Source organism: Pacificoceanicola onchidii (assembly GCF_004804335.1).
GTDB lineage: Bacteria > Pseudomonadota > Alphaproteobacteria > Rhodobacterales > Rhodobacteraceae > Pacificoceanicola > Pacificoceanicola onchidii.
Window position 1 is genome coordinate 490523 of the sequence record NZ_SRXY01000002.1, and the last position, 13979, is coordinate 504501.

Below are 13979 nucleotides of genomic sequence, written 5' to 3' on the forward strand. Positions count from 1 at the left end.
CATCGGAAACATGCGTATCTGCGCCCTCCGAGCGGTGGCCCGCGTGCGCGACGTGGAATCATGGATCAATCGGTTGGACGTGGCCGCGCAGACGCCAGCAGGCGGACATCCGTTGGACGGATCCGCCTGCCAATTGATGAAGCAGCGTTGTGTCATGCCGCGCGTTTTGGCGATGAAGCGCCCTGTTTTTTGGTTTTCCGGACGCGCAGCGCGCAGCCCGTGGCCGCGAAATCAGTCCGCGAAGTGCGGCAGAATTTGATCGGCAATCACCCTCAGGGTCTGCTCCAGATCCAGCTGATTGAACCGGAGATTCAGCGCGACATGGTTGATGCCCGCCTCTTCCATGGATTTCAGATGCGTTCTCAGAGCCTGCACCCCGAGGCGATACCCAAGGTGAATGGGGCGCGGCGGGCTCGCATCATCCGGCAGCAGGTCAATATACAACGGCTGCAAGACCGGCTTTGGCGGCTGACCCGCCCGCGTGGCCGCTCCGCGCATCTCTGCGATGGCGATTTGCTGTTCCTCGACGGGGCGCGGATAGACCATCCAGCCGTCGCCATGCCGGGCAAGCCAATCCGGTGATTGCTGACAGGCACCGGTGATCAACAGGGGCAGCTTGCCACCAACCGGCTTGGGCAACATGTCCAGCCCGTTCAGGCTGTCATACAGTCCTTCAAAAGCCGGGCGCTGCTCTCCCATCCGGCGGATATACGCATAGCTTTCGCGGAACTTTTCGCCACGCTCCTGATACGGCAGGTCCATGGCGGGGTATTCTTCCGGACGATCCCCCGATGCGACGCCGAGGATCAGCCGACCATCGGACAGGTCGTCAACGCTGGCGGCAGACTTGGCAACATGCGCGGGATGCCGCAAAGGCAGAACAATACTCCCCACGCCAAGCGCGATGCGGCTGGTCTGCCCGGCCAGAAGTCCAAGATAAACGAAGGGATCATAGATCTGGCCTGCGTCCCCGAAGGAGGGCACGTTGAAAGGCACATCGCGGAGCCAGACAGCCGAAAACCCCAACGCTTCCGCCAGCCGGATGCGCTTGAGCTGGTCCTGCATCATCGGCACCGGCCCCGTTGCATAGGTTTCAAGCGGGACCACAAGCCCGATGCTCAACCGGCCTGCGCGGAAAATCGAGTTGTATCCGCGATTGATGCGCTGGAACGCTTCGATGGGACCTGTCTGGATCATGGTATCGCTTCCCTTTGAGTACCGCACCGATCGCAAAAAACGCTTCAAGCGTGGCCGGTGGATGTCCCTCCGGCCACGGCACGAAGGCATTTGCGCGCCCTGTTGTGCGTATCGTCGCGCTTAGCGCGCAAACCCGTTGAAGGGCTTGTATTCCTTGGTCGAAATCGCAGCGTGGCGGTCTTTGATGTCCTGCGGAATATCGCCAAGGTAGACCATTCGCGTGGCCGGGGCGGCGGCGAGCCAACGCTCTGCGAAATTGTCCCAGTTGCTGATATGCGTATGGGCGGAGTCCGCATTGGCGAACCGCTCGTAGACCAGAACCGCGCCGTCATCCGTGACGTAATACTGATAGTTCAAAGTGCCGCCTTCCGCGCGGGTGGCCGCGACAATCTCTTCGACGATCCCCTTGAATTCGGAGTGCTTTCCGTCCGCGATCTGTGCTTCGACAATCCAACCGATGTTTTCAAACATGTGCCGTTTCCCTTTGGTGTCCTTGTGGTTGCAGCCGCCGCGGGTGCGACAGCCGCACTCTGTTCAAGCCAGGTCGTCCTTGCCTTCGATCAGGAAGTGAAAGCTGTCGGAGCCGGCGGTCCGGGCTTTCAGGTGCGGCGCGTATTCGGCGTCTTTCATGAAATCGAGCGCGGCCTCGCGGCTCGGCCACTCGATAACGATCCGCAGCGCGGCGGGGGCGTCTGCGCCTTCGACCTGCTCGTGGCTCGAGGTGCGGGCAAGGTATTTGCCGCCGTATTGCGCAACCAGTTTGTTGGCCGGGCCGATGTAGTCGGGGATCCAATCCTCGGAAGTGGGCGTGACGGCAAGAACCGAATAGTAGCTCATTTGGTGTTTCCTCATGTGATGTCCTAGGCCCCGCTCCCGGGGTCTGACCGCAACATACCCCTTGCAGATACGATAAAAATGGCAGAATTTTTTCTTCAGAATTCAATTTTGCGATATAATCTGGAAGGAGTGCGCGGATGGATACGCTCAGCCTGCGGCTTTTTGTGTTGGCGGCGGAGCGCCTGAATATCAGCGCCGCCGGGCGCGAGCTGGGCTTTGCACCGGCAGCGTCGAGCGCGCGCTTGGCCAAGCTGGAACATGAGTTTGGGGCGGACCTGCTGCACCGCTCGACCCGCAAAGTGTCTCTGTCCGTTGAGGGCGAAGAATTCCTGCCCTTCGCGCGCGAAATCCTTGCCCAGGAAGACGCGGCCAAGGCGGCGATGGGGCGCGGCAGCGCGCGGCCTCGGGGCACCTTGCGGTTCGCGGCGTCCAGCACCTTTGCCCAGCTCTACATCGCGCCGATCCTGCCCAAGTTTCTGAAACAGTATCCCGATGTTGATCTGGATCTGCGCCTGTCGGATTCGCGCTTTGACCTGATCGAAGGCAGCTTTGATCTTGCGCTGCGCAACACGCCGCTGGATGACACAAGCTTCAAAGGGCGCAAGCTGGCGGATGACACGCGGATCTTATGTGCCGCGCCGGAGTACCTTGAGGCTTTCGGCGTGCCGGAGCAGCCAGAAGACCTGAGCCGCCATCAATTGATCGCCTTTCGGGATCATGGCGCCCGGCCCCTGATGGGCCCCAACGGCGCGCAGGCCAGCTTTGACCCAAAGGCCGGGCGATGCCGCTTGACCGTGGACGATGGCATCAGCCAGAAACTGGCCACGCTGGCCGGAGCGGGGATTTCCTACAATTCGCTTTGGAGCGTGCATCAGGAGTTGCGCGCCGGGACGTTGTGCCGGGTTTTACCGGACTACCGCATCGAAGACGGCTCCATCCTGTGGCTGATCTATCCGAAAACCAACGTGCTTTCGATCAAGGTGCGGGTGTTTCTCGACTTCCTCCTGAGCGAAATCGGGCGCAACCCGCCATGGATACCAAAGGCCCCACAAGGCTGATCCCTTCGCCCCCTGGCACACCTCAGCACGCAAACTCATATTGACGAAACAATATGAACCCCCTTAGGTTGCCGGCAATGTTCGCCCAAATGGCGGCAGGACATGACATAAGGAGGAGGAAAAATGTCTGCCTATTTCGTTTTCAATCACAAGGTTCTCGACTCGGAGACCCTGAATAATGACTACCTGCCCAAGGCTGTTGAATGCCTGAAGGAATTCAATCCGGAGATCCTGGTGGTGCATCAGGGGGTGGACGTCGTGGAGGGCGACACTCCCTACGACCGCCTTGTGATTCTGCGCTTCGAGAGCCGCGAACAGGCACTGAAGTGGTACAACTCGGATGCCTATCAGGCGATCATCAAGCTGCGTACCGATTCCGTCGATGGCGTCGCGATGCTCGCGGATTCCTGGGATCCCAGTGCCGCCTGAGCCACCGGGCCGAACCTTTTGCCAGTGGGTTCGGCCACCACCGGCACAGCAACGGTTGCCGGAGAAATCTCCATAACTATTGACCTTTTGCGAAAATGGGGGTCGGTAATTGCCTATGGAAAAAAGTGACAAAACCACCCCTCCAACCGCGACCCCGAAGCGTCGCCTTGACATGGAGACCTCTGTCCTGACGCAGGTTCACTTCGTCGGAAACAGAATTAACTCCACCGGTTCAGCGGGTTACAGAAAATGGTTCGGAATTGGCATTTCCGAGTTTCGCCTTCTTGTCGTTATCGGGAACGAGCCTGGCTCAACAGGCGCACGCATCAACGAAATCATGGGGCTGGACCTGGGCGCCATCAGCCGAACGTTGCGGCGAATGGAGACCAATGGCCTTGTGCTAAGCGAACCGCACCCCCGACACCCCTCGTATCGTTGCTGGCACCTGACACAGGACGGCGCCGATCTACATGATCGGATCAGCGAAATGACCGACGCGCGCGAGGCGGCCATTCTTGCCGGGTTCAGCAAGGCCGAAGTGTTCCAGCTGCTGTCGCTGCTGCACCGGCTGTCAGAAAACTCCGAAAAGCTTGAAAAGATCGCCAGCGAAGGCTTGAGCGAAGACGGCTAACTGGCTACCGCGTGCGGCAGCCTAAACGCGCGCGGGTTAGTTCGCCTCGGCTCTCCACATTGCCATAGCAATATTCCATATTGACTTAGCAATGTGAATGCTATTTTCTCCCCCCATCACCCCGAACGGGGCGACACGGAAACGCGCACAACCATCATCTCTTGGGAGGAGATACAAATGTCTGAAAAAGAATACGCAGACGACTTCCGCTCCGGCGAACTTGCAACCGAAGGCTTCGACGGCTGGTCCGACGAGATCAAGCAGGAGTTCAAAGACAACGAAATGTCCGGCCGCATCGGCACCAACCTGGTTTTCGAGAATGACAGCGTGCGCGTCTGGCACATGTCGCTGGAGCCGGGTGAGCGTATGCCGGTGCACCGCCATATCCTGACCTACTTCTGGACCGCCCTCACGCCCGGCCGCTTCCTGCAGCGCACCTATGACGGCACGACTTACGAGAGCAATTACGAGGCCGGGCTGACGCATTTTTATGACGTCAAGGAAGGCGAGTTTGCTCTGCACAATCTCGAGAACGTCGGCACCACAACCATGGTTTTCTGCGCCGTCGAGCTCAAGAAGGAAAGCGCGAACGCGCCGCTGCCGGTCGAACTGGGCGTTCAGTTCGGTGGCAAAACCTTCCACACCTGATACAATGACACACGAGGGCGCCGGGAAATCGGCGCCCTTTTTCCGTCCAGCGGACGGGGCCCTTGCAGCGCAGGAAACCGGCGTGCTCGGCCTCCCGGAAGCCTTAGCCTGCTATATGCCGAAGGGTAAGACGACGTTGGCAAAGCGCAACGAGGCCGAGACCGTATCCGCGTTGGGCAAATCGTTACCCTGCGCGCGGTTGACCGCCTGCTCTTGTGTCAGCCCATAAGATAACCACCGGGCAATCAATCGTTTGCGCAAAACTTCTGGGGGAACCTCCAGCGCGATGGTGAAGTCCCAGTACGCCGCCAGATCGCGCCAACCCGGCGCGTCGTGCAGCAGGTAGTTGCCTTCGATGACCACGGTATCGCAAGCGGGGCCGACCAGACCGGCCCCGGCGATGGCCAAATCGCGTGCCCTGTCAAACAGCGGGAAGAAGACCTGCTCTTCCTGCGCGAGCGCGCCGACCAGCCGGGTGAGGCCGGAGACGTCAAACGTCTCGGGCGCGCCTTTTCGCTCCAACATGCCGCGCGCGCTCAGGATGCGGTTGTCGAGATGAAAGCCGTCCATCGGCACCACCTGCGCCTGACAGCCTGCGCGGGTCAGACGCAACGCCAGTTCTTCGGCGAGGGTGGATTTGCCGGAGGCCGGGGGCCCGGCAAGAGCCACCAGCCGCCGTCTGCCCTTGCGAGGCGCTGCCAGGATCTGGTCCTGCAGCGCCGCCGCTTCGGCAATGCCTGCGCCGGTCACGCGGCGTCCTGCGCGGGCGGTTCCTTGGCACCGGTCATGAAAGCGACCGCGTCGGACATGGTGTAATCCTTGGGATCAATGGTGCACAGGCGTTTGCCCAGCCGATGGATGTGGATCCGGTCCGCGACTTCGAAAACATGCGGCATGTTGTGGCTGATCAGGATGATCGGGATGCCACGGGCGCGCACGTCCTGGATCAGCTCCAGCACCTTGCGGCTTTCCTTGACCCCAAGCGCCGCCGTCGGCTCGTCCATGATGATGAACTTTGTGGCAAAGGCGGCGGCACGGGCCACGGCAACGCCCTGACGCTGCCCCCCTGACAACGTTTCAACTGGCTGCTTGATCGACTGCACGGTCATCAGCCCCAGTTCGGTCAGTTTGTCACGGGCGAACTTCTCCATCGCCGGTTTGTCGAGCAGACGCAGGTACTTGCCCATCCAACCGGGTTTGCGCAGCTCGCGTCCGGTGAACATGTTGTCGGCAATCGAAAGCGCGGGGGACAGAGCGAGATTCTGATAGACGATCTCGATCCCCATTTCCCGGGCTTCGATGGGCGAAGTGAAATTCACCGGCTTGCCTTCGATCAGGATCTCGCCCTCGTCCGGGATGGTCGCGCCACAGATCGCCTTGACGATAGAGCTTTTGCCCGCGCCGTTGTCGCCGATCACGGCAAGGATTTCTCCGGGACGCAATTCGAAATCGGACTGGTCGATGGCGGTGACATGGCCATAGCGTTTCACGATGCCTCGGGCCTGTACGACCGGTGTCATGTCGGAACTCATGCGGAAACCCTCCGGATCCATTGGTCAATTGCGACAGCGATGATGATGAGCCAGCCGATGGCAAAGACCTGCCACAGCACGTCAACGCCAGAGAGACGCAGGCCGGAGCGGAACACGCCCACGATCAGAGCGCCAAACAGCGCCCCCATGATCGAGCCGCGTCCGCCGAAAAGCGAGATGCCCCCGATCACCACGGCGGTGATGCTGTCGAGATTGCCTTCGTAAAAACTTTGCGGCGAAATTGAGCCAACCCGGCCAATCGACGCCCAGCCGGCCAGCGCACAGACAAGACCCGACAGACCATAGACCGACATCAGAGTGCGATCCGTGCGGATGCCGGACATTTCGGCGGCGTCCTTGTCATCGCCGATGGCATAGACATGACGGCCCCAGGCGGTTTTGTTCAGCATGTACCACAACACGACAAACACCACGATCATGAGGATGGCGCTGAGCGTGATCCGCGCGCCGCCGATGTTGAAGGCAAAGCCGAAGAATTTCAGAAACGGCGCGTTGGCGTCGATATCCTGACCACGGATCGACTGGGCGCCGGACAGCCAGAGCAGCAGCGCATAGAAAATCGACCAGGTCCCAAGCGTGGTGATGAACGGCGGTAGCTTGATCCGGGTGATCAGCCAGCCATTCATCATGCCGGCGCCGACACCGCCCCCCAATCCGATCAGGATGGCCAGAGGGCTGGGCACCCCGGCAAACACCGCAAGGTTGCCCATGATCACCGACATCAGAACCATGATCGCGGCGACCGAGAGATCAATGCCTGCGGTGATGATGATCAGCGACTGCGCCGCAGCCAGAATGCCGATGATCGACACCTGCTGAAGGATCAAAGACAGGTTGAAGGCCGAGAAGAACCGCCCGCCTGCGATGAGGCCAAAGGCGATCACGCTGATGGCCAGCACGATCACGGGGACAAGGGTCGGGTTGTTGTGAAGCACGTGCTGGATGCGCTCCAGCGGGCTGTGGCGGTCGCGTTTGAAACGGGCGACCTCTTTTGCGCTCTGGTCCAGAGTTCGTTCGAACTCCTGTCCCTTGGCGGATGGCGTATCAGACATGGCGTCCTCCCTGCCGCAACTCTAGGTCGCGGCACCGGTGCAGGTCAAAGGTTTGAGATGGGACGGAAAATGGCCGGGGCGGGTGCCGCCCCGGCCGCAGAAGGCATCAGCCCCAGCACTTCTCCAGCCCTTCGGCGGAGGTGATCGACGGAACCCCGTCCACCGGCGCATCGGTGATCAGCTGCACCCCGGTGTTGTAGAAATCGAGACCGTCGGAATTGACCGGCTTCTCCCCGGTTTCCGCGAAGGTCTTGATCGCTTCGATGCCTTTGGAGGCCATCAGCAGCGGGAACTGCATGGAGGTGGCTCCGATCACACCGGCCCCGATGTCCTTTACCCCCGGGCAGCCGCCATCGACGGAGACGATCAGCACGCCCTCCTCCTTGCCAAAGCTCTTGAGCGCCTCATAAGCCCCGGCGGCGGCAGGTTCGTTGATGGTGTAGACGAGGTTGATGTCCGGATCGATCTGCAACAGGTTCTCCATTGCGCGGCGACCGCCGTCCGGCGAGCCATCCGTCACGTCATGGCCGACGATGCGCGGGTCATCCTCGTCCCCGATGTCTGTCGGATCCTTGATGTCGATTCCAAAGCCATGCAGGAAGCCGCCGTCACGCTGGTAATCGACGGAAACCTCGGAGGCGTTCAGGTCCAGCAGGGCGATCTTGGCATTGGCCGCTTCCGAACCCAGCTTGGCCTTGGCCCATTGGCCGATCAGCACACCCGCCTTGAAGTTGTCGGTGGCAAAGGTTGCGTCTGCCGCGTCTGCCGGTTCGAATTGTGTGTCCAAGGCAATGACCAGCGCCCCGGCCTCGCGGGCCTGGCTGACAACCGGCACCAGCGCGCGGCTGTCGGTTGGGGTAATCAGGATGCCCTTGGCCCCAGAAGCGATGCAGGTTTCGACCGCCGCAACCTGGGTCTCGACGTCGCCGTCATATTTGCCCGCGAAGGTCGCCAGCTCGATGCCGTTGGCTTCGGCCGCAGCCGTCGCGCCTTCCTTCATCTTCACGAAAAACGGGTTCGTGTCCGTCTTGGTGATCAGGCAGGCGTTGGTTTCGGCAAAGGCGGCCCCCGCCATGGCAACCGAGGCCAGAACCGTTGTGGTGAAAAGGGTCTTCATGATGTCCTCCCATGGAAATCGTTTGATTGTCCCGTGGCGGGCTCCTTTCCCGCCGCTCGCCTGCCCGGACAGCCCCGAAACAGGTGATGACGCTTAAAAAGCCTGATTCCATTGGCCCTGTCAATATGTTTGTAAACTTTACTAACTAATAGTTTGACGCTATCTTCCCTTTGACAGGAGGGCGTTTTATGCTTGGCCATATGGATGGGGCAGAGATTACAGAGCGCGGCGCCGGGGTGAACCAGCGCGGGGTGCGCGATCACAACGCGCGGCTGATCCTGTCGCTTCTGGCGCGCAGCCCCGCTGCCGGTGCCGATCTCGCGCGCCTGACCGGGCTTTCGCGCCCCACGGTGTCCACCATCCTCAAACGGCTCGAAGAAGACCGGCTGATCCGCAAGGGTGCGCCCGTGCGTGGCAAGGTGGGCAAGCCGTCTGTCCCGATGGAGCTGAACCCTGACGGGGCGTTTTCCGTCGGGCTGAAAATTGGGCGGCGCAGCGCCGATCTGCTGCTGCTGGATTTCACCGGGACGGTTCGGGAACAGATTCAGACAACCTATGAATATCCCATGCCGGATGCGGTCTTTGGCTTTCTGCGCGACGGGTTGGAAAATCTCGCAGATGGTCTGGATGCGGAGGCACAAAAGCGCGTGTGTGGGATCGGGATCGGGACTCCATTCGAGCTTTGGAAATGGCATGATCTGACAGGGCGCGCAGCAGAACGCTTCCGATCCTGGAAAGACGTGAACTTCGCCGCTGAAGTCGCCCGGTTCAGCACGCTGCCCGTATCCGTGGTCAATGACGCCACCGCCGCGTGCCATGCCGAACAATTGTACGGGCGCGGGAAGGAGTTTCGCGACTACGCTTACTTCTTCATCGGCTCCTTTGTCGGCGGTGGCGTGGCCTTGAACGGCACCGTGTTCGAGGGCAACCAGGGCAATGCCGGGGCGCTTGGTTCCATGCGCACAACCGGCCCATTGGGCGAGAGCCAGCAGCTCATCGACACCGCTTCGCTGCACCTGCTAGAGGCGCGGCTGGTTGACGCCGGGATGGATCCCGAGATCATGTGGCGCAAGCCCCAGGACTGGAGTTCGTTTGCGCGCCATGTGGAGCCGTGGATCGGGACCACCGCACAGGAACTGGCCAAGGCGTCCCTGTCGATCTGCTCGGTGATCGATTTCGAGGCGGTGTTGATCGATGGCGCGTTCCCCGAGGCGGTTCGCAACCAACTGGTCGAACGCATCCGCCGTTACCTCGTCAATCAAGACAAACGCGGGTTGATCGAACCGAAGGTCGAGGCCGGTGCGGTGGGCGAAAACGCCCGGGCCATTGGCGCCGCAAGCAGCCCGATCTTTTCGCAGTTTTTCCTCGATACGAACGCTGGCCTGTCCGGTATTTGATCCATGTAGTTGGCTTGCGCACCACCGGCGGCTCGTTCTCGATCAGATGTGGGCAATGTACTTCGCACGTTCAAAGCCGCTTGGCTAATCGGCGCGTTTACCAAGAGCAATCGCGGAATTCTCCGGAACCGGTGCTCCTTTATTCCTTAGAGCCGTCCGACCACTTGACCGCCTTGCCCGGGCTGATAGCGATGGCCGCGAGATTCGCACTTGGGACGAACGCATTTGACGACAAACCTCCAGGGAAGTTCATTCTTCGATTTCAAGCAAGTGGTTCGCGGCCAGGCTCACCTGTTCTCTCTGTCCCGCCCGTGGATGAGACAAGTCACGCGCCAGACGGTGCGCGCGGATGCCATGGCCGCCCTGACCAATGCTGCAATCGTCATGCCACAAGGCGTCGCCTTTGCCTTGGTGGCTGGCCTTCCGCCGGAGTACGGGCTCTTCACCGCGATGATCACGGCCATCGTCGCCGGGTTCTGGGGATCTTCGATGGTCATGGTGTCCGGGCCGACCACCGCAATTTCCGCGCTGATGTTTGCAACCCTCAGCCCGATTGCACCGCCGGAAAGCCAGCTCTATATCGTGCTCGCTTTAACGCTGACCATCATGATCGGCATGCTACAGGTTGCGGCTGGTGTGGCCCGACTTGGCGGTTTGATTTCATTCATTTCGCACTCGGTCATCGTCGGCTTTACCGCCGCTGCGGCGCTCCTGATCGCCTGCTCACAGCTTGGCCCGGCCCTCGGAGTGGAGGTTGAACGCGGTGGCAGCGTGATCCAACGCCTTCTGCGGATCGGCGAACAGATCGACCACATCAATCCGACCGCTTGCATCATCGCCTTTGTCACTCTTTTCAGCATTGTCCTCTGCCAACGCCTGTCACGACACCTGCCGGCGTATCTCGTGGCACTGGCGGTTGGCGCGGGAGCCGGACACTTGCTGCAGGCCGAAGAGAACGGCATTGCGATGTTCTCCGCCTTGTCGTCTGTTCTGCCATCCTTCCATGTGCCTGCGCCGACCATTGGGCAAATCGTCGAACTCATACCTGGGGCCATCGCCATTGCAGTGGTCGGCTTGCTGGAAGCGATTTCCATTGGTCGCGCCTTCGCAACGCGGCGAGAGGAAAAATACGATTCAAACCAGGAGATCGTTGGCCAGGGCCTTTCGAACACCTTTGGCGGTTTTCTGAGTTGTTATGCGGGGTCGGGCTCTTTCACGCGCTCTGGTCTGAACGCGGAATCCGGGGCGCAAACCCCCATGTCCGCCATTTTTGCCGCAGCATGGTTGTTCCTTCTGCTCCTGCTCCTTGCGCCTCTGGTGGTCTATATTCCGGTTCCCGCGATGGCGGGGATCATCCTCTACGTGGCCTGGCGGCTGATCAAGATTTCCGAGATTGGCCATATCCTGCAAAGCAGCAGCGAAACCGCGATCCTTGTGGCGACCTTCCTCGTCGGCGTCATTGTTGATCTGGAATACGCTATTGTTGTTGGCGTGGTCCTGTCGCTTGTCTTCTTCCTCTACGCCAGCTCTCACCCTTTTGTCGGGGTGACGGCCCCGATGATGGTCAACGGGGTGCAGCGACTGCGCAATGCCGAGCACAACGATCTCCCGCAATGCCCCAGGATTTCGATACGCCGGATTCAAGGGCAGATCTTTTTCGGCTCTGTGGACGAGCTGGAAAGAGACTTCGCCAAAATCAGTCAAGATCGCCCAAGCCGGAATATCTCTGTACTGATCTTACAAGGCATCCAGACCGTGGATCTGGCCGGTGCGGACTTTCTGAACCAACACATTCGGCGCACAAGGCGGCATGGCGGACAGGTTTTCATCGTTGCCTTGTACCCGAGTTTGATTACAGCGCTGGAGCGGTTCGGAACGATGGCGCTTCTTGGAGAAGAAAACCTCTTCCATTCCAAACGGGAAGCGATCTCACATGCGATCGCATCGGTCCCGAACGCGGACTGCGCGGGTTGTTTGAAACGGGTATTCACGGAATGCGCCGACAAACCCGGCGCCGCCTGCGCTGAGCGTCAAACCCCGGCACAAGCGTAGCAAGTGAGGCGCAAAGTCTGCGCCTCACCCAAGGTTTACTTGTTGGAAAAGTGAAACCAGACGCCGACCGCGGCGGCCGCCGCGAGCACAAGAAACGCTTCGGCCCCGTGACTGTGGAAACTGCCATCCGCATGGGCCAACGCAGGTGTGGCTGAGGCGAGTCCAGCAAGAGCAAGAAGGGTGGTTTTCATGTTTCGATCTCCTGTTTGCGGTGTTGAAGAAAGTCGCGGATGTCGAGCATGGATTTCTCGGTCATCGACACGTAGACCAGCGACATGTTGGTACGCTCCTGAACCATCTGGCCGGGAAACGGCAGGTAGCTGAGTTCGGGCGAGCCGAAGGACGGCGAGGCGGTCCCCACCTGCCAGTCCGTTTTCAGCTCCACATCAATCAGCTTCAAAGCCTTTGCGCCGTCCTTGGACGGGCGCTCAAACGGCACACCGGCAAGTTTGAGGTAGCTCGTCTTGTCCGCTGCCTGCAAAAAACCATCGATGAACTGCGTGGCAAGAACCTGCAGATCCGCCGCCTCGTCTTCGTGATGCATGTGGCTGTGCAGATGCTCGCCGTGGGCGTGGTTATGGCCATGCCCGTGGTGGGCATGGTCGTGGTCATGATCGTGGTGGTGATGGTGGGAATGATCGTGCGGCATCAGACGCCCACCTTGTGCGGGCCGTCATTGGACCAGCGTTTGCCTTCGAATGCGCCATGCGGCGTCGCCACCGGTTTGTCGATGAACTTCTTGTGTGCGCCGAGCTTGCCATTGGACACCAGCGCCCCGAGTACATCCACAATCACGCGAGTGCCCATCAGGGCGGTGATATCAGAGGTGTCATAAGGCGGCGAGACCTCGACCAGCTCCATGCCGCAAATCCCTTCGGCGGCAATGCCCGAGGCCAGCGCCAACGCCTCACGCGGCAGGAAGCCACCCGGTTCTGGCCAGCCGGTGCCGGGGACAAACCCGCAGTCGATGCTGTCGATGTCAAAGGACATGTAAACCATGTCCACCCCATCCCAGGCCATCTCCAGCGCCATCTCGATGGTCTTGTCGACGCCCATCTTTTCCATGTCGCCCATGGTGATGATGTTGGTCTCGCGTTCGCGCGCGACCTTCACCGCCTCGCGCGGGACCTGCCAGCCGCCGATGCCGATCTGGACAAGGTTCCTGGCCGGGACATTGGGCAGGTTGGTTGAGTGGAACCACGGCGTGGTGTGCATCCGCTCGTCCAGATCCTTTTCCTGGATGTCTGCGTGGCGGTCAAAATGCACAATGCCGATCTTCTTCGACGTGCATTCAGCAATGCCGCGCACGCAGGGAAAGCCTATGGAGTGATCCCCACCAATCATGATCGGCAGCGAGCCGCTTGAGAAAACGTGAGACACCGCCCGGCTGATCTGATCGAATGACTTTTCGATATTGGCTGGAATGGTGAACACGTCACCTGCATCACACAGCGTCATCTGCTCGCGCAGATCAACACCGATTTCATAGTTATAGGGCGTATAAAGCGCCGAGATCTTGCGCACCCCCTGCGGGCCAAAGCGTGTGCCGGGCCGGTACGTGGTGCCGCCGTCAAAGGGGATGCCCAGCACGGTGGCGTCGTAGTTGGCGACCTCCAGAACATCCTCCGTGTAGGGGGCCTTCAGGAAGGTGTTGATCCCAGCGAAATGCGGCAGCTCCCCACGCGCGAAGGTCGGGATGGACTTGTCCTCGATGCTGTCCGCCCCGGTCAGCCCCATGCGCAGGGCCCAGCGACGTTCTTCGTCCCAGCGACCTTCAGGCAGATCGGCCTCCTTCTGCATGGCTTTCCAGCCAGCCAGTTTGCTCAGATCCGGGTGGTGATTGCGCTTCTCGCGCTGCGCCAGCCGGTCCCGCAGATCCGCAGGATTGTGCGACTGTCTCCGTTTCGGTTCCGTGAACACGGTATTCTCTCCCAATTCAGTATCCCGCTGATTGCGGGGGTCTTCCGAGCTTTGATGACCCTCACCTGCGGAGCCCGGGGGCGCAGGC

At 60.4% G+C, this 13979-nt stretch carries 16 protein-coding genes; 6 read left to right on the plus strand and 10 right to left on the minus strand.

Annotated features, from left to right (window positions below; genetic code table 11):
* Positions 1-231: 231 nt before the first annotated feature.
* The 3 genes from E4662_RS07535 to E4662_RS07545 form a co-directional block, all read right to left on the minus strand.
* A complete protein-coding gene (locus E4662_RS07535) occupies positions 232-1197 on the minus strand; it encodes an LLM class oxidoreductase (RefSeq protein WP_206080266.1) in 966 nt (321 codons plus the stop codon).
* 120 nt (positions 1198-1317) lie between these two features.
* Positions 1318-1668, minus strand: a complete 351-nt coding sequence (locus tag E4662_RS07540; protein WP_136440920.1) for a putative quinol monooxygenase — start codon at positions 1666-1668, stop codon at positions 1318-1320.
* Positions 1669-1731: 63 nt separating this feature from the next.
* Positions 1732-2034 carry a DUF1330 domain-containing protein gene (locus E4662_RS07545; protein WP_136440921.1) on the minus strand — a complete coding sequence of 101 codons (303 nt, stop codon included), beginning with the start codon at positions 2032-2034 and terminating at the stop codon, positions 1732-1734.
* 137 nt (positions 2035-2171) lie between these two features.
* On the opposite strand from E4662_RS07545, the gene E4662_RS07550 reads away from it, so the two are divergent.
* From E4662_RS07550 to E4662_RS07565, 4 genes are all read left to right on the plus strand, one after another.
* A complete protein-coding gene (locus tag E4662_RS07550) occupies positions 2172-3092 on the plus strand; it encodes a LysR family transcriptional regulator (protein ID WP_136440922.1) in 921 nt (306 codons plus the stop codon).
* Between the two features lie 123 nt (positions 3093-3215).
* The gene (locus E4662_RS07555) at positions 3216-3521 is read left to right on the plus strand and encodes a DUF1330 domain-containing protein (protein ID WP_136440923.1); all 306 of its coding nucleotides are present in this window, start codon (positions 3216-3218) and stop codon (positions 3519-3521) included.
* 115 nt (positions 3522-3636) lie between these two features.
* Positions 3637-4152, plus strand: a complete 516-nt coding sequence (locus E4662_RS07560; RefSeq protein ID WP_136440924.1) for a MarR family winged helix-turn-helix transcriptional regulator — start codon at positions 3637-3639, stop codon at positions 4150-4152.
* Positions 4153-4329: 177 nt separating this feature from the next.
* Positions 4330-4800 carry a cupin domain-containing protein gene (locus E4662_RS07565; protein WP_136440925.1) on the plus strand — a complete coding sequence of 157 codons (471 nt, stop codon included), beginning with the start codon at positions 4330-4332 and terminating at the stop codon, positions 4798-4800.
* Positions 4801-4911: 111 nt separating this feature from the next.
* Here the strand turns inward: E4662_RS07565 and E4662_RS07570 are convergent, their stop codons facing one another.
* From E4662_RS07570 to E4662_RS07585, 4 genes are all read right to left on the minus strand, one after another.
* On the minus strand, positions 4912-5550 hold the full coding sequence (locus tag E4662_RS07570; RefSeq protein ID WP_240705141.1) for a nucleoside/nucleotide kinase family protein: 639 nt from the start codon (positions 5548-5550) through the stop codon (positions 4912-4914).
* Complete coding sequence (locus tag E4662_RS07575) at positions 5547-6353, minus strand: ATP-binding cassette domain-containing protein (RefSeq protein ID WP_206080267.1); 807 nt, start codon at positions 6351-6353, stop codon at positions 5547-5549. Before E4662_RS07575 ends, E4662_RS07570 begins: the two co-directional genes overlap by 4 nt.
* Positions 6329-7405, minus strand: a complete 1077-nt coding sequence (locus tag E4662_RS07580; protein WP_136440926.1) for an ABC transporter permease — start codon at positions 7403-7405, stop codon at positions 6329-6331. The genes E4662_RS07575 and E4662_RS07580 overlap by 25 nt, the downstream gene beginning before the upstream one ends.
* 106 nt (positions 7406-7511) lie before the next feature.
* Positions 7512-8522 carry a substrate-binding domain-containing protein gene (locus E4662_RS07585; protein WP_206080268.1) on the minus strand — a complete coding sequence of 337 codons (1011 nt, stop codon included), beginning with the start codon at positions 8520-8522 and terminating at the stop codon, positions 7512-7514.
* Positions 8523-8722: 200 nt separating this feature from the next.
* On the opposite strand from E4662_RS07585, the gene E4662_RS07590 reads away from it, so the two are divergent.
* Both E4662_RS07590 and E4662_RS07595 read left to right on the plus strand, forming a co-directional pair.
* Positions 8723-9919, plus strand: coding sequence for an ROK family transcriptional regulator (locus tag E4662_RS07590; RefSeq protein ID WP_136441051.1), 1197 nt, complete (start codon positions 8723-8725; stop codon positions 9917-9919).
* Positions 9920-10234: 315 nt separating this feature from the next.
* Positions 10235-11971 (plus strand): SulP family inorganic anion transporter, encoded by a 1737-nt coding sequence (locus tag E4662_RS07595; protein ID WP_136440928.1) that lies wholly within the window; start codon positions 10235-10237, stop codon positions 11969-11971.
* A gap of 35 nt (positions 11972-12006) precedes the next feature.
* Here the strand turns inward: E4662_RS07595 and E4662_RS24030 are convergent, their stop codons facing one another.
* The 3 genes from E4662_RS24030 to E4662_RS07605 are packed head-to-tail and all read right to left on the minus strand — an operon-like array spanning position 12007 to position 13891.
* On the minus strand, positions 12007-12162 hold the full coding sequence (locus tag E4662_RS24030; RefSeq protein WP_168797922.1) for a hypothetical protein: 156 nt from the start codon (positions 12160-12162) through the stop codon (positions 12007-12009).
* Positions 12159-12620, minus strand: a complete 462-nt coding sequence (locus E4662_RS07600) for a hypothetical protein (RefSeq protein ID WP_136440929.1) — start codon at positions 12618-12620, stop codon at positions 12159-12161. The genes E4662_RS24030 and E4662_RS07600 overlap by 4 nt, the downstream gene beginning before the upstream one ends.
* Positions 12620-13891 (minus strand): agmatinase family protein, encoded by a 1272-nt coding sequence (locus E4662_RS07605; protein ID WP_206080269.1) that lies wholly within the window; start codon positions 13889-13891, stop codon positions 12620-12622. Before E4662_RS07605 ends, E4662_RS07600 begins: the two co-directional genes overlap by 1 nt.
* Between the last annotated feature and the right edge of the window lie 88 nt (positions 13892-13979).

What these genes read in the sequence shown, in the direction of transcription:
- E4662_RS07535 (WP_206080266.1), bottom strand. Translation starts at nt 1,197, where the DNA reads ATGATCCAGACAGGTCCCATCGAAGCGTTCCAGCGCATCAATCGCGGA.
- E4662_RS07540 (WP_136440920.1), bottom strand. Translation starts at nt 1,668, where the DNA reads ATGTTTGAAAACATCGGTTGGATTGTCGAAGCACAGATCGCGGACGGA.
- E4662_RS07545 (WP_136440921.1), bottom strand. Translation starts at nt 2,034, where the DNA reads ATGAGCTACTATTCGGTTCTTGCCGTCACGCCCACTTCCGAGGATTGG.
- E4662_RS07550 (WP_136440922.1), top strand. Translation starts at nt 2,172, where the DNA reads ATGGATACGCTCAGCCTGCGGCTTTTTGTGTTGGCGGCGGAGCGCCTG.
- E4662_RS07555 (WP_136440923.1), top strand. Translation starts at nt 3,216, where the DNA reads ATGTCTGCCTATTTCGTTTTCAATCACAAGGTTCTCGACTCGGAGACC.
- E4662_RS07560 (WP_136440924.1), top strand. Translation starts at nt 3,637, where the DNA reads ATGGAAAAAAGTGACAAAACCACCCCTCCAACCGCGACCCCGAAGCGT.
- E4662_RS07565 (WP_136440925.1), top strand. Translation starts at nt 4,330, where the DNA reads ATGTCTGAAAAAGAATACGCAGACGACTTCCGCTCCGGCGAACTTGCA.
- E4662_RS07575 (WP_206080267.1), bottom strand. Translation starts at nt 6,353, where the DNA reads ATGGATCCGGAGGGTTTCCGCATGAGTTCCGACATGACACCGGTCGTA.
- E4662_RS07580 (WP_136440926.1), bottom strand. Translation starts at nt 7,405, where the DNA reads ATGTCTGATACGCCATCCGCCAAGGGACAGGAGTTCGAACGAACTCTG.
- E4662_RS07585 (WP_206080268.1), bottom strand. Translation starts at nt 8,522, where the DNA reads ATGAAGACCCTTTTCACCACAACGGTTCTGGCCTCGGTTGCCATGGCG.
- E4662_RS07590 (WP_136441051.1), top strand. Translation starts at nt 8,723, where the DNA reads ATGGATGGGGCAGAGATTACAGAGCGCGGCGCCGGGGTGAACCAGCGC.
- E4662_RS07595 (WP_136440928.1), top strand. Translation starts at nt 10,235, where the DNA reads ATGAGACAAGTCACGCGCCAGACGGTGCGCGCGGATGCCATGGCCGCC.
- E4662_RS24030 (WP_168797922.1), bottom strand. Translation starts at nt 12,162, where the DNA reads ATGAAAACCACCCTTCTTGCTCTTGCTGGACTCGCCTCAGCCACACCT.
- E4662_RS07600 (WP_136440929.1), bottom strand. Translation starts at nt 12,620, where the DNA reads ATGCCGCACGATCATTCCCACCATCACCACCACGATCATGACCACGAC.